This window comes from Pseudoruminococcus massiliensis (assembly GCF_900291955.1).
In the GTDB taxonomy this organism is placed as follows: Bacteria; Bacillota; Clostridia; order Oscillospirales; family Acutalibacteraceae; genus Pseudoruminococcus; species Pseudoruminococcus massiliensis.
Window position 1 is genome coordinate 1 of sequence record NZ_OLMR01000001.1, and the last position, 17410, is coordinate 17410.

The 17410-nt window shown below is 35.3% G+C and carries 17 protein-coding genes; 2 read left to right on the forward strand and 15 right to left on the reverse strand.

Going from position 1 to position 17410, the window contains the following annotated elements; translation table 11 throughout:
* Positions 1 to 140, forward strand: a 140-nt coding sequence (locus tag C9914_RS00005; protein WP_158707287.1) for an IS3 family transposase, incomplete at its 5' end; no start/stop codon positions are given.
* 24 nt (positions 141 to 164) lie between these two features.
* Here C9914_RS00005 and C9914_RS00010 read toward each other — a convergent pair.
* From C9914_RS00010 to C9914_RS00080, 14 genes are all read right to left on the reverse strand, one after another.
* The gene (locus C9914_RS00010) at positions 165 to 365 is read right to left on the reverse strand and encodes a hypothetical protein (protein WP_158707288.1); all 201 of its coding nucleotides are present in this window, start codon (positions 363 to 365) and stop codon (positions 165 to 167) included.
* Positions 366 to 482: 117 nt separating this feature from the next.
* Positions 483 to 722 (reverse strand): hypothetical protein, encoded by a 240-nt coding sequence (locus tag C9914_RS00015; RefSeq protein ID WP_106762596.1) that lies wholly within the window; start codon positions 720 to 722, stop codon positions 483 to 485.
* 171 nt (positions 723 to 893) lie between these two features.
* The gene (locus C9914_RS00020) at positions 894 to 1286 is read right to left on the reverse strand and encodes a hypothetical protein (protein WP_106762598.1); all 393 of its coding nucleotides are present in this window, start codon (positions 1284 to 1286) and stop codon (positions 894 to 896) included.
* 112 nt (positions 1287 to 1398) lie between these two features.
* Positions 1399 to 1629 carry a hypothetical protein gene (locus C9914_RS00025; protein WP_022264774.1) on the reverse strand — a complete coding sequence of 77 codons (231 nt, stop codon included), beginning with the start codon at positions 1627 to 1629 and terminating at the stop codon, positions 1399 to 1401.
* 464 nt (positions 1630 to 2093) lie between these two features.
* Positions 2094 to 2309, reverse strand: a complete 216-nt coding sequence (locus tag C9914_RS00035) for a hypothetical protein (protein ID WP_242972021.1) — start codon at positions 2307 to 2309, stop codon at positions 2094 to 2096.
* A 3-nt stretch (positions 2310 to 2312) separates the two neighbouring features.
* The gene (locus C9914_RS00040; RefSeq protein ID WP_106762601.1) at positions 2313 to 2657 is read right to left on the reverse strand and encodes a 3-deoxy-7-phosphoheptulonate synthase; all 345 of its coding nucleotides are present in this window, start codon (positions 2655 to 2657) and stop codon (positions 2313 to 2315) included.
* A gap of 220 nt (positions 2658 to 2877) precedes the next feature.
* Positions 2878 to 4545 (reverse strand): phage minor capsid protein, encoded by a 1668-nt coding sequence (locus tag C9914_RS00050; protein ID WP_106762604.1) that lies wholly within the window; start codon positions 4543 to 4545, stop codon positions 2878 to 2880.
* The gene (locus C9914_RS00055; protein ID WP_158707289.1) at positions 4545 to 5114 is read right to left on the reverse strand and encodes a phage portal protein; all 570 of its coding nucleotides are present in this window, start codon (positions 5112 to 5114) and stop codon (positions 4545 to 4547) included. Before C9914_RS00055 ends, C9914_RS00050 begins: the two co-directional genes overlap by 1 nt.
* 594 nt (positions 5115 to 5708) lie before the next feature.
* Positions 5709 to 6329, reverse strand: a complete 621-nt coding sequence (locus C9914_RS00060) for a TetR/AcrR family transcriptional regulator (protein ID WP_276329538.1) — start codon at positions 6327 to 6329, stop codon at positions 5709 to 5711.
* 78 nt (positions 6330 to 6407) lie between these two features.
* A complete protein-coding gene (gene nth, locus C9914_RS00065; RefSeq protein ID WP_106762609.1) occupies positions 6408 to 7049 on the reverse strand; it encodes an endonuclease III in 642 nt (213 codons plus the stop codon).
* Positions 7050 to 7059: 10 nt separating this feature from the next.
* Entirely contained in the window at positions 7060 to 8703 is a 1644-nt protein-coding gene (ptsP, locus tag C9914_RS00070) for a phosphoenolpyruvate--protein phosphotransferase (protein WP_106762611.1), read from the reverse strand.
* Positions 8704 to 9258: 555 nt separating this feature from the next.
* Entirely contained in the window at positions 9259 to 11205 is a 1947-nt protein-coding gene (gene thrS / locus C9914_RS00075) for a threonine--tRNA ligase (protein WP_106762613.1), read from the reverse strand.
* Positions 11206 to 11355: 150 nt separating this feature from the next.
* Complete coding sequence (locus tag C9914_RS11415; protein WP_158707290.1) at positions 11356 to 11502, reverse strand: hypothetical protein; 147 nt, start codon at positions 11500 to 11502, stop codon at positions 11356 to 11358.
* Positions 11503 to 11574: 72 nt separating this feature from the next.
* On the reverse strand, positions 11575 to 14097 hold the full coding sequence (locus C9914_RS00080; protein WP_106762614.1) for a right-handed parallel beta-helix repeat-containing protein: 2523 nt from the start codon (positions 14095 to 14097) through the stop codon (positions 11575 to 11577).
* A 212-nt stretch (positions 14098 to 14309) separates the two neighbouring features.
* Here C9914_RS00080 and C9914_RS00085 point away from each other — a divergent pair, with 212 nt between their 5' ends.
* A complete protein-coding gene (locus tag C9914_RS00085) occupies positions 14310 to 15314 on the forward strand; it encodes a tyrosine recombinase XerC (protein ID WP_106762616.1) in 1005 nt (334 codons plus the stop codon).
* A gap of 61 nt (positions 15315 to 15375) precedes the next feature.
* Here C9914_RS00085 and C9914_RS00090 read toward each other — a convergent pair whose 3' ends face one another.
* Positions 15376 to 17313 (reverse strand): Dabb family protein, encoded by a 1938-nt coding sequence (locus C9914_RS00090; protein ID WP_106762618.1) that lies wholly within the window; start codon positions 17311 to 17313, stop codon positions 15376 to 15378.
* Positions 17314 to 17410 lie beyond the last annotated feature (97 nt).

Here is a 17410-nt window from a genome sequence, read left to right on the forward strand (position 1 = left end):
CCAACCGCAGAACTTACTCTTCCTTTGATGAACTGAAACTGAGCATTTTTCAGTATATCAACGGTTTCTACAATTCTTTCAGACCTCATTCTCACAATAACGGCCTCTCTCCTGATCAGGCAGAAATGAATTTTTTGTAAAATTTGCTCTTTTACTTGTCTACTTTATTGACTATGGTCCATTGAAGATTTTTGTTTTTCTTTTATTATATCACTCTTATCCGACTTTTCAAGTCTTTCAGAGGATTTATCTGAACCGTTTTTCTTCCTTTTTGACTGTGCTGAGCGTGGCCTTTTTCCTTTACCGAACTGTCCATTGCTTTCTCGACGTTGACCGTCCCAGCGTTGCTCTGTTTCTTCATTCATACTGTCAGCTATCTGCTGATTTACACTCTGCCCAAACATTGTTGTTTGATTTGTGTTTGGGGTATAGATTGTATTCGTTTTCGGGCATAGAAAAACCGCCCTCAAGGAGCGGTTGATTTAGTACCAAACAGCAATTACTTCTTTTGGTATTTCAGATAATTGTGTTAATTCTGCAAGTTTTTTACGAACATGAGCAACATATAACTTTTTTCCATATTCATATTCTGAATATTTTACATCTATAATTTCTTGTGATTTAATGTTCATTGTAACATGACCTGCTTTTGTACAATCTTCGGGAGTATAATCACAAGATATATTATCTTTAGATATTAAAATATTAAACAATTTTATCATTAAATCACCTTCTTAATCACAATATTTTGCAAAATTATATCTGCGAGAGGCTTTAATATGTGCTTCATTTTGAGAAAAACCTTTTTCCATATATCTTAATTCGGCATATTCATGTTTTAAAAGAATCATATCTTGTTCCTTAAACTTTCCATTTATCAATCTTTGCCATGACTAAGCCATTTCATAATCAGGGTCAAACCGTCTTTTCCCATCAATTAAATTATGTTCAGATATAAAAACATGATTTTTTATTTTATCAATTTTATGCTTAGCTATACCAGTAGCCTCAGAAATTTTTATTGTGTCCGTCTTCATGTGCCTTACAGATTCATAATATTGTGTTGCATGTTTTTCTGCTGCTGGACTAAATGGATTTAAAGCTCCGCTTATATTTCTTGACTTTATTATATCATTCTTATCCGACTTTTCAAGGCTTTTAGAAGATTTTTCGGAGGTTTTTCGCTTTGCTCCTGAACGAACTAATCTTCGTCTTTTCCCTTTATCGAATCTGCCGTCACTATCACGAGTCTGACCGTCCCAGCGTTGTTCTGTTTCTTCGTTCATACTGTCAGCTATCTGCTGATTTACACTCTGCCCAAACATTGTTGTTTGATTTGTGTTCGGAGTATAGATTGTGTTTGTTTTCGGGCATAGAAAAACCGCCCTCAAGGAGCGGTTAAAAATCAAAGTTTGTGATTTTATCAAATATATCTGTAAGAGAATTTCCGTTGAAAATTTTTGTAGTCATTACTTCGTCAATACTTTTGGCAGTAATATAATCATTGCCGCACCACATTTCAAAATGGCTTTGATTTATCGGGTCAATTCCACAAGGGGTATCGTTATAATCAAAACCGATAAATCCCGAAAGAGAAGCTATTCTGTTTTTCAAATCTGATAATTTCATAGTATATCTTCATTCTCCTTTCGCTCTTCATCAGTTAATTCACGCATTGGTCTGCCTATGAGATTTCCATTTTCATCGTAAATATAATCGTGAGTGTGTTCACCATTTTTCCCATAAGAGCGTTTAGAAATTGTTAAACTGATAATTTTACATCTAATAATTAAATGCGATTTAGGGCATTTATGAGGAAATTTCCGATTCTAAGGATTCAAATCCTATATTATTATTACATAATGGTTCATTATAATTGTGTTCATAAATAAAGTTTAAAGGTCTTCCATCTGGAAATGCATCGCAAGTAAAAATCCAACCATCTTTCTTAATGGTTCTCTTATGCTTACAATTATCACAGGGTATGAAATAAAACATAGACAATTACTCCTTTTTTAAATATTTATCATATAAATTCCTCTCTTGATTTTTAGTATAAATAAAAGCACCTTGTTCTTCTTTTGCAAGAGTGCTTATACAGATTTCTTATATACAATATCATTATCCTGCTTGTATGGAGTGTTGTGAATTACTTTTCCTGTCCATATTTCAGGAGGTATGCCTTGTGGATATGCTTTACAACAATTATGTTTAGGATTTTGCAAGTAAAATATACAATTATCGCATTGACTTCCTAATATTGTTTCAAAAAACACATTATCATCAAAAATAATATCTTCGCTTGCCATAGATTACCACCTCTCAAGTTCAATAACAACACCATATCTTCGTGCAATTCTACGCATAATCATATTTTGGGCTAGAAAATTAGCTTGTTCAATATCAATTTTTCCCTTTTTATGCTGAATTAAAATCTTAGCTTTTATAGGTTCAACTAAATCTAAAAATTTTTGATTAAGTTCTTCTCTGCTTGAAAATTCTTTTTTCCAAATTTCAGGTTGTTTAACAGAATAAACTCCATATTTTGTAACAGCTCTAACCTCTGCAAGATTAAACGCTCTGAGATTATATATATCCGCAGGAGAAGGTGGGCTATTAGATGGATGATTATGCGATAATATCATACCATTAAGCATAGTCTGTTCTTCTTTTGCAAGAGTGCTTTTATAAATAATTAATTTTTTTCAGAATAGATAGATTCAAAATGTGTTTTATCCTTGTTAATATTTCTGCAAAGATTACTGCTTCCATCAAAAAATATATTCTTAGGTATTCCGTTGGGATATGAAAAACATTTAAAATTATTATCTTCTTTAAATAAATATTTACAATCCATACATGGTGAAAATACTAACATTATTTATGCCACCTTTCAATATATTCTTTAACAAGGCTTATTGCTTCATCAGGAACTTTTTCATTATTTCTTAATCTTACAAATGCTTCAGCAATAGTTTCAGCACCATCTAAAGAAGCATCTGCATATAACGAAACTCCTGGTACATATAAATTTTGTAATCTTTTATTTTCTAAAAGTAATCCACCCTCAGAATTCAAGTCTTGAAATGTCATTATGTGAGCCATTTCATGTGCAATAAAATCTTCTACAGATTTAGCTGCAAGAACGCCTCTGTTATAATTTCTTAAAATTCGAGCCTGAAATTCCTTTTGGGAATCATTAAAGTAATAACCACCATTGATAACCAATCTATGCTTTAACTTATCGTTTTCAAAATATGGTTGATACTGAAATGGAGTGGTTCTAAATTTATCCCCCAAATCTACAACTGTAATTTCATTCAAGTTAACTGTATACTGAGAACAAATTTCATCTATGCCCTTTGAAATTAATTCTCGTGTTTCAGGAGCCATACTTTTTATTTTCTCAATTTTTGGTGGTAATTCTATATTCTTTATTATACCACTTTCCTGTTCCTTTGCAATACCAATTACAGTACGGTAATCCTTCAAAAGCTCTTGATACCGCTCTGATTTTGCAGATTTCATCTTAACAAAAGCAGCAAATGTCTTAGGTGCGTCATTTGGCAAAGCAGTCTTGATTTTCTCATACTGTTTACGGCTCTCGTTCCGTTTACGCTTGACTTCCTGTTCCTTGGCATACGCTTTACGCTCTTGGTCTGACCGCATATCTTCAAAGGGCTGCATACTTTTTCGGGAAAAATCTTCCATTTCAGCAGCAGTATAAGCTCCTGCCGGAAGTACCGACAAACGGTGACGGCAGTTTGGGTGTATAGTACTGTAACCGCTTATCAAAGCTGTATCATAAAGATAGGGAAAATGTAATTCCTGACCTTTAGAGCCTTTGTATTTGCCATTGGCAGCTTCTTTCGTGAGGGCATAAACTCTGCCCTGATACATCGAGCAGACTTCACAGGTAGGGCTATGTTCTGTAAACCTCACAAGGTCGTAGCCCCAGTCTTGTCCTTGTATGACTTTAGCTTTATTTTGAGTTTCTGCAGTAGTTGAGCGAGCAACAGTTTCAGCATATTTTTCAATCGGCATTTTTGTGCCGTTGGCATATTCGACTGCGGTCAGATTTTGCTGTTCAAGCTTCTTTTCCAGATTCTTCTGCATTTCTCGAATTGTCTGACCTGTTGTGAGCTTCTCTGCGGTCGCTTCAATACCAGCTTCTCTGACTGCGTCCTGCATTCTTCGACCAACAATGTTAATCGACTTGTTTAAGTCGATATTAGCGTTTTGAGTAATAAGTTCAATCTGACTTATGTTAAGTTCGCTGAACATATTAAACAATCTTGGTGCGGTATTGTCTTTTAGTAAGTCATCAATTAAGTTTTGCAAGCCTGTTTTGTAGTTTTCTTTGATGAGCTGTTCAACAAGTGCTTTTGAAGATTTTTTCAGCTTTTTAAGCTCCTTTTGAATCTGCCTTAAAAGCGACCTTTCATAAGCTGCTGCCGAGCCATAAGCCTGTTTACGCTTGATTATCTCAACGAGTTTTTTCTGTGCTTTCTGATATGTTTCAATCAGCTTTTTCTGCGTATTCATCAGACGCCCTCAATCGGTTCAAGTAAGGGTTCTTCCGAGCCAAGGCTTGAATCAATATCATCAGAGCGTATCATAGCAAGCTCCGCATCTGTATCAGCAGCGGACATATCATCAAGCCTTTGAATCGCTGTATACTGCGACAGTGTAGCTTTTCCGCCTGTACGAACTGACATGATTTCAGCGTCCTCTGCTGGGTCGGCAGGTAAGCCGTCATGCCATGTTATAGTGATTTCTTCGGGTGCAATTTCCGTTCCGAGGATTTCCGCACTTGCTGATATAATCTTTTTGAGTATCGGGTCGAAACGATTCGCAATCCTACGAGCTTTGGCGAGTGGTGACATCATCAATCGTCTTAAAGCCGAACCGCTTGGAACATCACCTGCCTTATTCGTTAAATCCCCAAACACAGCAGAACCCATTTCCGAAATTGTATAAAGCTGATTTGTGAGAAGCTCAATCTGTTTAAAGTTTGCGTCCATACTTGCGTCCCAGACAAGATATTCTGGCTTTACTGTATCACTATCACAAGGGAAATAATCTCCAACCTTTGCAAAAACAAAAAAGTCCAACTGAATGGCGCAAGCCATCAAGTCGAGCAGGAATAATAATCGTGTGCAAGAAGCCGAAAAACGCCTTGTTTCAAAGGCTTTTGTAAGGCTGTGAGGTGCAGCTTGTATCCAAATTAGAGTGATTTGACAAAACAAAACCGCATTAATGCTGAGGTATCAGTGTTAATGCGGTTTTGTTTATATGCTCTATTTAAAAATTTTAGCTCAATGTCAATAGTTTGCGTAATCTGAAAAAATAGAATAAAGTGTAATTGCAAGTGGCAGAAAATTAAACTGTCGCTTGTTTTATTGTAGAATTGATATGTTTGTTGGAAAACATATGTAAAATACGGATTTTGGTAAAATATTCTCTACTTTTTATCTGTAGGCTCTTTTTCTACCCCCAACTTTTATTATAGAGCCTTATGCCTCCCAATCCTTTCGCATGAAACGGTTGTATAAACTGACATTTCTGTTCCAGAAATTTTCGTGTTATAGCATCGCTATCATTCCTTTTTTGTTAGATTTGTCTAACCAATACATACAAAACATAAGGTTAGATTTAGCTAACTCGTGTGTCTTTGAAATGCCACATCTCTGTGGCATTTTGGTCTATTAAAATAATTCCTTACAAGTGCCGTTTACCAGCGTTTCCAGCACTTGAGGGTACAGTTCTCCTATTTGCTCCTTGTGCGAAACTGTGAGAATTAATCCAAATACAGTAGCGACAGCCAAGGAAGTACCGCACTTTGGCACAAGGTCATATTTCTCCAGAAGCTGGCGAATATGCGTCTCGTCATCGTGGTAATGCACTTTTTTCACTTCCTCTGGCAATCTCTGCAAAAGCAGCTTAGCATCGTTTTCTATGAAAATCATGTCGCCAGTATCGGACAGCCGTTTGCATACGGCAAGGATTACCTTTGCCACACGTTCTGAGGTCGGCAGACTGGCAGTTTCGCTCAATGCTTGGTCAGCCACTCCGTAAAGCTCGGAATGGATGCCCTCCAAAACTGCGAAGAACAGCATTTCCTTTGATTCATAAAATTTATAGAATGAGCCTTTTGCTATACCTACAGCCTTCGTCAACTGGTCAACAGAGGTTTTCTTCATTCCCAGCGTGACCGCACAGTGTCTCGTTTCCTTCAGCAGTGCCTTGCGGAGCTGTTCTGTTTCGTATTCGGTAAAAGCCAAGGTTGAACCTCCTTGAAATATGACTATTTTGGTTCTTTTGGTCATATTATATCATATGTTTTTTGGCTTTTCAAGAGGAGCAAGAAAAAACATAATCCTCTTGCAAATGCTTATTTATATATTTTAAATCGCCTTATTTTGGCTGTAATATTCGCAAAAGCCGTTCATACAACATTTATCGCATTTTGGTTTTCGTGCGTCACAGACAGCTCTGCCATGAAGTACGAGCCTATGACAAAAATCATTGCTTTCTTCTGGTGGAAGAACATCTCTCAATATCTTTTCTATCTTATTTGCATCTTTAATAGAATGAAAACCAAGTCTTGAGGTTATCCTTATGCAATGAGTATCAACAACCACAGCAGGCTTTCCAAAAATATCCCCAACAACTAAGTTTGCCGTCTTTCTACCTACGCCAGGGAGCTTTATCAGCTTTTCGATTGTATCAGGCACTACCCCACCAAAATCCGAAACAAGCATCTGACACATAGCAACTATATCTCTTGCCTTAGTCTTATAAAGTCCGCAAGAATGAATATACTTTTCCACTTCTGATATATCAGCCTCTGCGAAATCCTCTGCTGTTTTAAAGCGTTCAAATAATGCTGGAGTAACCATATTTACTCGTGCATCTGTACATTGTGCAGCAAGCCTTGTAGCTATAAGAAGCTGTAAAGGTTCAGTATAAACAAGTGAACATATTGCATCAGGATATTCTTTTTTTAGAGCTTCAATAGCAAGCAATGCTCGCTCTTTTGAATCCATCTAATCACCTTTATTTTGATTTCTTTTCATTAAGGTCTACTTTTCTTATTTCAGAACGCATCTCAAGTATTTTGCTTGGAATAATCGAAAAACTATCTGCACCATATCTCAAGAATTTTTCTGTAAGTCGCTTATCAGCAGCAAGGTCACCACATATTCCAACAGGAATTTCTGCCTTGTGAGCATTTTGTATGGTCATCTTAATAAGTCTTAAAACCGCTTTATGTGCTGTTATGTAGAAATTTATGAGGTCCTCATTATTTCTGTCAACAGCCAAGGTATATTGAGTTAAATCATTAGTACCTATGTTTATAAAATCTACCATTTCGGCAAGAATATCGCTTATAACTGCCGCCGCAGGTGTTTCTACTATAATTCCTATCTGCGTTGATGGGTCATAATTTATGCCCTCTCTCTTTAATTCATCACGAACCTCTTTAGCCGTCTTTTTAAAGGAACGCACTTCATTTGCAGATGATACCATAGGAATACATATAGAAACCTTACCAAAAGCTGAAGCTCTATATATAGCTCTTAACTGTTTTTTAAGCACACTTGGATTTTCAAGAAGAAGTCTTATTCCACGCATACCCATAGCAGGATTACTTTCCTTTGATATATTAAAATAGCTACACTCTTGCTCTGGAAGCATATCGAGCATGCATATGTTAGTAACCTTTGTTCCCATCGTTTTAGAGATTGCTCTGTATGCCATAAATTGCTCATCTTCACTTGGCAAAGACGCTCTTCCGGCAAAGAGGAAATCACTCTTCAAAAAGCCTATTCCCTCTGCATCATTATCTATTGCAACCTGAGCACCGTCTATTGAACCGATTGTTGCAAAAAGTCCTATTTTCTTTCCGTCTATTGTTTCAGTAGGAAGATTTTTCTGGCTATTGAGCATTTGACGATATTGTTCATATCGTTCCTTCTTAGACCTATACTGAGAAAGCATACCCTCTGTTGGGTCAACAAAAAGCTTTCCTTTTTCTCCATCAAGAATGGCATATCTGCCATTTAAACGCTCTAAAACGGCATTTGTATTAGAGATAGACGGTATGCCCAAAATTCTTGATATAATAGATGCGTGAGAAGTAAAAGAACCAACAGATGTAATAATACCAAGTATATTTTCTTTTGTGAAAGAAAGTGTATCACTCGGGTAAAGTTCTCTCGCAGCAATAATAAAAGGCTCTGTTATATTAACCTTGCTTATCTCATTTTCTGACATAAGCGTATTTAAAAGCTTGTTAGATAAATCGACAATATCATCTGCACGCTCTCTCATATAATCATCTTCTAAATTGGCAAAGATGTTATAAAAATGCTCTGATGTTTTTTTCACAGCATATTCGCAATTCATATGTTCATTTATTATTATATTTTTTGAATAATCTCTAAGAGAATTATCGTTCAGAAGCATCTGATGAAATTGGAAAATCAAAGCATTTTTACCACCGATGCTTTCCTTTGCTCGTTCATTTAAAATGGTTAGCTGGTCATAAACTGCATTTCTTGCTTCTATAAGTCTTGCCATTTCTTTTTCTGTATCTGTTATTGTATATTTTGGAATACTCTTTTTTGAATTATTCAAATAAAGAATCTTTCCGATAGCGTAACCCATAGATATAGCTGTTCCATCAAAATTCAGCATAAAATTCACCACCTGTCATTTTAAGAAAATATCGGTTTCACTACGGAAATTTAATATGTTAGGTTTGAATGTTATATAGCACAAATTATATATTTTCTTTGCCTAAATTTCTTAAAAATAAAATTTTGAATTTAAACCACGATAAGTTTGATGAAATTTTAATAAAGCACAATTTTCATCAAATAATATTATTCTGCAATATAACGATATTTTATTTATGATTCAAAAGATATAGTTTCTCAATTTCTTTAATATTATTAAACACGATTTCATTCAATTTGTCAATACTTACAGAAAACTTTACATTTTATGCTATCTGATTCGTACATCACGCTACATTAAGTTGAAGATTTTTAGTATAAACTAATAAAATTCAAATTGCAATATTGTACAAAAAAGACACAGCTTTTTCTACTTTATACTGTTTTATTTCAATAATCGAGATATTTTCAGGAATAATATTCAATTCCTACAAATACAAAAGCACAGCCCGAAATCCGAGCCGTGCTAAATGTAGATAAATATTCAACTATAAAAACAGAAATAACTCAAAAATTATTTTTCTTTAGTGTCAACCTCTGTTTTGACCATTTGGATAAATTCATCAACAGGAGTATTAGGCATCTCGCCTCTTTTTCTTGAACGAATTGTAACTGTATTAGAAGCAACCTCATTATCACCGATAACAAGAATATATGGTATTCTCTCAAGTCTTGCGTTCTTAATCTTAGGGCCGATATTTTCTTCTCTACTATCAACAGTTACTCTCATTCCAAGTGCTGTCAACTTATCTGCGATAGATTGTGCATATTCGTTATGAGCTGACTTGATAGGAAGAAGTCTTACCTGCTCAGGTGCAAGCCAGAGTGGAAGTACACCATTAAAACGCTCAAGCATATAAGCAAGAGTTCTTTCGTAACAGCCAAGTGAAGTTCTATGAATAATATAAGGAATCTTCTTTTGACCGTCCTTATCAACATAGTACATTCCAAATCTTTCTGCCTCGAGCATATCAATCTGGATAGTAACGATTGTGTCTTCCTTGCCGAATACATTCTTATACTGAATATCAAGCTTAGGACCATAGAATGCAGCCTCATCAATACCAATTTCGTAATCGAGTCCGATATGGTCAAGAATCTTCTTCATAACTGCCTGAGATTCCTCCCACTGCTCCTTTGTACCCTCATACTTATTATTCTTATTTTCAGGGTCCCACTGAGAGAATCTGAATGTGCAATTTTCAAGAAGACCTACCGTATCGAGGAAATATTTTGCAAGCTCGAGACAGTTCTTAAATTCTTCCTCAAGCTGGTCAGGACGGAGAATATAGTGTCCCTCAGAGATTGTAAACTGACGAACTCTGATAAGTCCGTGCATTTCACCACTTGCTTCATTTCTGAAAAGTGTAGATGTTTCTGTCAATCTCATAGGAAGTTCTCTGTAAGAACGCTGTTTATTGAGGAATACCTGATACTGGAATGGGCAAGTCATAGGACGAAGTGCAAAGCACTCTTTCTCCTCGTCATATGGGTCACCAAGAACAAACATACCATCGAGATAGTGGTCCCAGTGTCCTGAAATCTTATAAAGCTCTCTCTTTGCGAGAAGTGGTGTTTTTGTCAACAAGCAGCCCTTTGATTGCTCAACATCTTCAACCCATCTCTGGAGTAACTGGATAACTCTTGCACCCTTAGGAAGAAGTACAGGAAGTCCCTGACCTACATAGTCAACAGTTGTGAAGTACTCAAGTTCTCTGCCTATCTTGTTGTGGTCACGCTCCTTAGCCTCCTCAAGCATCTTGAGATGTTCCTCAAGCATAGATGCCTTAGGGAAAGAAACACCATAAACTCTGCAAAGCTGGCGATTATTTTGGTTTCCACGCCAGTATGCACCAGTACAGGCTGTGAGCTTAATAGCCTTTACAGGAGCAACAGACATAAGGTGAGGACCTGCACAAAGGTCTATAAATTCGCCCTGCTTATAAAAGCTGATTGGCTCTCCCTTATCTGCGTGTTCCTTGCAAAGCTCAACCTTATATGGCTCATCTTTTTCCTCAAGAAGTTTAACAGCCTCATCAGGAGAAAGCTCAAACTTTTCAAGCTCAAGTCCTTCCTTAACGATTTTCTTCATCTCCGCTGTAATCTTTTCTAAGTCCTCAGGGGAGAATGGTTTTTCTACATCGAAATCATAATAAAAGCCTGTGTCAATCGCAGGGCCAATAGCAAACTTTGCCTCAGGATATAATCTCTTAACAGCCTGAGCAAGAATATGAGATGTAGTATGCCAGAAAGCCTTTTTACCATCAACATTATCAAAAGTGAGGATAGCAAGCTCACAATCCTCTGTAAGTGGAGTTCTTACATCGCAGACATTGCCATTAATCTTACAGGCACACATAGACTTATAAAGTCCTGCACCAAGTGACTTTGCAACCTCTGCAACTGTTGTTCCGCTTTCATACTCTTTAACAACTCCGTCTTTAAGCGTTACCTTAATCATTTTTCAACAGCTCCTTATTAAAATAGAATTTACCAAACAGACAAAATAAAAACCGCCCCAAAGCATCACTAAGGATACACTGGGACGGGGAATTTTCACCGTGGTTCCACCCAAGCTTAACGGATAATATAATAAAAATCCGTCATCTCGTTAATGTCCATAACGCAGGCAGGCGTTACTGCTTATTTCGCAGTAATGTTCAAAGGCGGTGTCGTTAATCATAGTTTCTGCAAAGGCTTTCAGCCGATGACCTCTGCTCTCTTTTGAAACCGTATTTGAAAAACGCTTCCTTATCATTACATTTAATCTATTTGATTTCTAATGCTAATATAGCACTTTAAAAATGCTTTGTCAATAGATTTTTTCTGCTTATTTTTTAGTTGTAACAGACAAAGCTTTTGAAATATCTCCCTTTAAAGTACCACTATTTGTTTTCTTAAATGCCATAACTTTATAAGTATATTTTGTATTTGGGTTAAGACCTGTAACTCTTACTGAAATACTATTTTCATTATTAAATGTTATAAGGGTTTTATAGCTATTTGATTTTGCGTCATATCTATATACATAGTATCCAGTAGCATCCGAAACCTTATTCCATTTAAGAGTTATGGTATTTTTTGTAGATGTTCCAGTAAACTTATCTGTTGCTTTTAAAAGTGTAGTATAGCTTACAGTTTTAGAATAGCTTGAGTTTATAACATTGCCATTTGATTTATAATAGGCAGTAATTCTATAAGAATAGCTTTTATTTGGAGTAAGTCCGCTATCTATGAAAGAAACTATAGAATTTCCCTCAATGGTCTTTATCTTTTTATAAATGCCGTTATTGTCTTTTCGGTATACATAATATCCGCTTGCATTTTCACTTTTACTCCATTGAAGTTTTATTTTAGTAGATGTACGACCTCCAAGCTTAACACCTTGCGGAATACTTGGCAATGTTCCTTTTGCTTTATTGTCTGTCTTTATTACATCAACATTATTGTTGCTTGATTTACCTGTAATAACAGCCTGTCCTTTTTTATTATTATTTGAATTACATAAAGTTGCTTTATTCGACCTACTATTGCCTGAAATTGTAAGTCCATAATTCTTATTAGCTGAGAAAGAAGATGCGCTTACGATATTATTAGCAGAGTTATAAATCAAAACACCGTTTCCGCCATTGTTTTTAGAAACATTATTTGTAAGTGTATTACTTGAGCTTGAACCGCTCACAGCTATTCCACTCTTTTTATTCGAGTCTACTTTTACTCCTATAACTTTATTGCTACTTGAGGAATTGCTTATTATAATTCCGTAATTTCCGTTGCCCTTAACGTCACTTATATTCTTTACAGTATTTGCACTGCTTGAATTCAATGAAATTCCATTCACAGAATTTCCAAGAACGTTGCCACCTATAATCTGATTTTCATTTGAATAGGTATTAAGTGAGATGCCATTGCCTGTACAATCAGTAATAGTATTAGTTTTTATAATATTTTTATCACTTGCTGAAAGATGTATACCATTTCCACCAGTACCATTAATCTGATGGCAAGTATTATTTTCTATTGTATTATTATTGCTTTGCCTTAGATAAATGCCTCTGCTGTTTTCATTGCCTTTAGAATTTGAAAAATCTACTATATTGTTATAGATTTTGCTATCGTTCATAAGCTTTCCAGAAATTCCAGCGTCTATTCTACCAAGTGCTGTAATAGTATTATTTAAAATATCCACACCCTCAACAAAATAATTTCCTTCTAAAATTGAGTTTGAATTATTAGCTTCATTAATAGTTGTACCCCAAGCACGAATACCAAAAATATATGGAAGATTTTCAGTTGCACTTGAGCTTATTGAGATTATATTATTTGAAATAGTAGATTTTGACTGTGAATCTATATTTGTACTGCCAACCTTTGGATTATTATATAGAGTTGGCTCCATATATTTAAAATCAACACCAGAACCCACATTCCTCATAATATTATTTGAAATATTGCAATCTTTCCAATTTAATGCAAGGATTGACTGCTGAGTAATATTTTCAAAGATATTATTTGTCACTTCTACATTTTCAAAATACACTCCATTTACAGCTGTATGATTTCCAACACCTCTATTTACATTTTTAAAAGTATTATTCGATATTTTTACATTTATGCAAGGTGTATCATCAAAAGCCGGATAGCCTACGAAAACTTCTGGGCTATACATAACATCAAGCTGAATAGCCTCTTTTCCACCGGAAATACCACCATCTTTATAACCTTCAAAGGTACAACCTGTGATTGTAGCACCATCAATACCACCAAGTTCAAGATGATGTGAACCAACATTATTAGTTATGGAAAGATTTTCGAGAGTTATATTTGTAGCGTGTGCAAACCTAAAGCTTGAAAATACCTTGCATTTTCCTTCGCCATATTTTTGGCTTTCTGCATTTCCGTCCCATATTCCACCAACAATTTTAATATTCTTATATCCTGAATATCCATATAACTTATTTTCACCTTTTGGAAAGGCTGTTCTCAGCATACCACCCGAAAAGCTTTGCTTGATTATATGAGCGCCCTCAGCACAGATTTGTGTATTACTATAAATTTCAAGTGCAGAGGAGATAGTATAAGTACCCTTAGGGATAATAATTCTATACGGAACACTATCCATTGCAAAATCTCTTGCAACATCAAGTGCCTGCTGAACTTTAGCTGTAATATCCGAACCGTTTTTGGCTTCGATTTGAATATCAATAATTTTTATAGTTTTATCTGATACAGTATTTTGTGTAACTATTGATTTTGAAGTATCATTGTTTGTTTTTGCATTTGCAGTTATAGGCACTGCCTGAATCATAGTTGCTGCAACTAATGCTACTAAAATAATTTTAAATCGTTTCATTAAATCTCCTCGTAATCAAATATATAATAGCTTAAAAAATCGTATAAACTTATTATATCCAAAATTTATATATTTTTCAAGAATTTGTTAATAAAAAAATATGCAATTTATCACAAACTTTTCAATATTTTTTTGACATCGAACTGTCGAAACTTTGAATTTATAAAATCATTATGTTATAATTAAAATAATAGCTTTTATGGGGTGAACTTATGAAAAAACAATATCTTGACGAATCCTTTGAACTTTTACAGCAATTTCTCAGCTATATGCAAAATGTAAAAGGTCGTTCAGAAAATACAGTTAATGAATACTTTATTAGTTTGCGTACATTTTTCAGATATATGAAAAAACATAAGGGAATTGTTGATGAAAATATCGAAGAAGAAAAAATCGCAATAGATGACATAGACCTTGATTTTATAAAGACAATCAGCTTTAATGATATAAGCTATTTTATGAACTATTGTATAAGTACACGAAATAATGGAGCAGCAGCTCGTGCAAGAAAATCTTGTGCAATAAGAGTTTTTTTTAACTTTTTATATCAAAAGCTTAATTTAATTGACTACGACCCCTCAAAGGGACTTGATACGCCAAAACTATCAAAAAAATTACCTAAGTTTCTCTCTTTAGAGCAAAGTATAGAACTACTTAATACCATCGATGGAAAGTACAAAGAGCGTGATTATTGCATACTGACACTATTCTTGAATTGTGGTATGCGTCTTTCAGAACTTGTCGGAATAAATCTTACTGACATAAACTATGAAGAAAAAACCTTAAGGCTTTTTGGCAAGGGCAGCAAGGAAAGAATCGTATATCTTAATGAAGCCTGCATATCTGCAATTAAGGACTATCTTCCCCTTCGACCTAACGGAAGTATCAAATCATCTAAAGATAAAAATGCTCTTTTCATCAGCAGAAATGGAAACAGAATAAGTCCTAAAACTGTTCAATGGCTTGTCAAAAAATATCTTTCCGAAATCGGTCTCACATCTCCAAATGGCTCTACTGGATATTCTGTTCACAAATTAAGGCACACTGCTGCTACGCTGATGTATCAGCACGGAAATGTTGATATAAGAATACTCAAAGATATTCTTGGTCATGAAAGTCTTAGCACTACCGAAATTTATACACATCTTTCAAGTACTCAAATGGAAAAAGCGGCTGAAAGCAATCCTCTTGCAAAAGTCAAAAAAAGAAAAGATTAAAAAGACAGCATAACTCGTCCAAAAAACGATTTATGCTGTCTTAATTTATAAGTACATTTTATTATTCAGCTATATCAGGATTGCTATATCCACAGTGGCAAACTGAAACAAAATTATTGTTAAGCTTTCCGCACTGTGGGCATTTCCAAGCATTTGACTTAGGAATAAAGGATTTATCATCTTCCTTGATTTCCCCGAAATCAAAATCAAATGGCTTTGCTTCGCCACAGCCACAAGTACCAACATAATTATGGTTATATTTTCCACATCTTGGGCATTTCCAAAACTTAGTCATATCAAATTCTTGCTTTTTTTCCTTTTCTTTCTCTTTCTTCTTGCGTCCGAAGAATGACTTCTTTTCTGGTTTTGCTGGAGGTGGTGTTGGTGCCTTAACTGGTGCTGGAGGTGGTGTTGGTGCCTTAACTGGTGCTGAAGGTGGCGTTGGCGCCTTAACTGGTGCCGGAGGTGGCGTTAGTTCTGAATTTTTAGATGCTCTTGAAGCAGGTTTACCAAAGCCTAACTTATGTTCGCCAAACTTCAAACCACTAGCCTCTTCCTTATTCATAGAAGAAACTTCCATAGGTATAGGTTTTGGCATATCTGTACCAATTTCTTTTTGAGGAGTTGATGCAATATCTGAAGCTTTCATTGGAGCAAATGGAGGAAGACTATTTGAATCATCAGAACTTAAACCGCCTGTAATTGGATTTACTGTAAATCCATCTGGTTTAATATATCCACATTTGCAATCAGTTATGAAATTAGCGTGTAAAGCACCACATTCAGGACATCTCCAAGCATTTGAAGGTATTTCTTCTTGTACTTGATTTTGTTCAGTATTATCATCTGAAATAAAATCATTTAACGGCTTAGATGTACCGCAACCACAAGTACCAACATAGTTAGCATTTAAACGGCCACATGATGGGCAACGCCATTTATTGCTCATATCGACTTCTTGCGGAGTTTCTTCTTCGTTTTTATTTTCAAAAAGGCGTGATTTTCCATGTTTTACAGGTATAGGAGGAATATCAGATTCGTTTACTTTAGACTTTGGTGCAACAGGCGTAGGTGCAGTTTCAACTGGCTTTTCGACCTTGATTGGCTTCTCAACTTCGACTGGCTTCTCAACCTCGACTGGCTTTTCGACCTCGACTGGCTTCTCAACCTTGACTGGCTTTTCAACCTCGACCGGCTTCTCAACCTCGACTGGCTTTTCAGGCTCACTTGCAACTTCAAAACCATATGGGTCTTCTTCATCAACAATAGCTTCTAATACATCATAATCTTCCTGAGCCTCTTTAATAGACTTCTGTATAAAATCAGGAATAATATTATAATCTGGTTCGGGTTCTTCTGTTGGAACAAAATCAATTGGAGCATTTATACCAGGAATAACTGGTCTTACAAGGCTTTGATATTCGTCCGAAGCGGTTTGAATATCAGAAACATCTATCTGTAATTTCTTATCAGCAGCTTTTGATTTTTCTGATGTTTTGCTCTGCTCTGCCTTTTCAGCAAAAGCTTCTGCTGGCTTTGCATCTTCAATTTTTTCAGCAGGAGATTTTACTTTTTCAATAGGTGGCTCACCAATCTTAGGTTTTTCGATATTTGTAACAAGTACTATTGGTTCAGGTGAACTTATTTTAGACTCTTTCTTTTCATCGAAATCAAGTATATCTGGTGATATATCAAGGAAATCAGGGTCCTCAGGTACGAAATCGAAAGCCACTCTTTTTTCTGCAATAGTTGAAATAAATTTTTTGCATTTAACATGGTCTGGGTGATTCTGATAGAATTTCAAAGCTCCTGGAGATTTCAGAACAGCACATAGAACAACATCATATTCAGAAGTAAAATCTAAATTATAGCCAAGCTCAACAGACTCAAGACCTTTAATTCTCCCATCCAAAGAATAGAGCATTTTGACCATTTGTTCCATATTCTTTTCTTTATCTTCATTGTCTTTGATTTTCCAAAAAACAATATGCTTTAACATATTGGTATCCTCCTAACAATAAAGTTTTTAAAACGATTTAAGCATCATAAATTTTACCATATTTTATCAATAATTTCAAGCACTTTTGAATAATTTT

What these genes read in the sequence shown, in the direction of transcription:
- nth (WP_106762609.1), bottom strand. Translation starts at nt 7,049, where the DNA reads ATGGATTCAAAAGAGCGAGCATTGCTTGCTATTGAAGCTCTAAAAAAA.
- C9914_RS00010 (WP_158707288.1), bottom strand. Translation starts at nt 365, where the DNA reads ATGAATGAAGAAACAGAGCAACGCTGGGACGGTCAACGTCGAGAAAGC.
- ptsP (WP_106762611.1), bottom strand. Translation starts at nt 8,703, where the DNA reads ATGCTGAATTTTGATGGAACAGCTATATCTATGGGTTACGCTATCGGA.
- C9914_RS00050 (WP_106762604.1), bottom strand. Translation starts at nt 4,545, where the DNA reads ATGAATACGCAGAAAAAGCTGATTGAAACATATCAGAAAGCACAGAAA.
- C9914_RS00020 (WP_106762598.1), bottom strand. Translation starts at nt 1,286, where the DNA reads ATGAACGAAGAAACAGAACAACGCTGGGACGGTCAGACTCGTGATAGT.
- C9914_RS00025 (WP_022264774.1), bottom strand. Translation starts at nt 1,629, where the DNA reads ATGAAATTATCAGATTTGAAAAACAGAATAGCTTCTCTTTCGGGATTT.
- C9914_RS00060 (WP_276329538.1), bottom strand. Translation starts at nt 6,329, where the DNA reads ATGACCAAAAGAACCAAAATAGTCATATTTCAAGGAGGTTCAACCTTG.
- C9914_RS00040 (WP_106762601.1), bottom strand. Translation starts at nt 2,657, where the DNA reads ATGCTTAATGGTATGATATTATCGCATAATCATCCATCTAATAGCCCA.
- C9914_RS11415 (WP_158707290.1), bottom strand. Translation starts at nt 11,502, where the DNA reads ATGATAAGGAAGCGTTTTTCAAATACGGTTTCAAAAGAGAGCAGAGGT.
- C9914_RS00035 (WP_242972021.1), bottom strand. Translation starts at nt 2,309, where the DNA reads ATGGCAAGCGAAGATATTATTTTTGATGATAATGTGTTTTTTGAAACA.
- thrS (WP_106762613.1), bottom strand. Translation starts at nt 11,205, where the DNA reads ATGATTAAGGTAACGCTTAAAGACGGAGTTGTTAAAGAGTATGAAAGC.
- C9914_RS00080 (WP_106762614.1), bottom strand. Translation starts at nt 14,097, where the DNA reads ATGAAACGATTTAAAATTATTTTAGTAGCATTAGTTGCAGCAACTATG.
- C9914_RS00015 (WP_106762596.1), bottom strand. Translation starts at nt 722, where the DNA reads ATGATAAAATTGTTTAATATTTTAATATCTAAAGATAATATATCTTGT.
- C9914_RS00090 (WP_106762618.1), bottom strand. Translation starts at nt 17,313, where the DNA reads ATGTTAAAGCATATTGTTTTTTGGAAAATCAAAGACAATGAAGATAAA.
- C9914_RS00085 (WP_106762616.1), top strand. Translation starts at nt 14,310, where the DNA reads ATGAAAAAACAATATCTTGACGAATCCTTTGAACTTTTACAGCAATTT.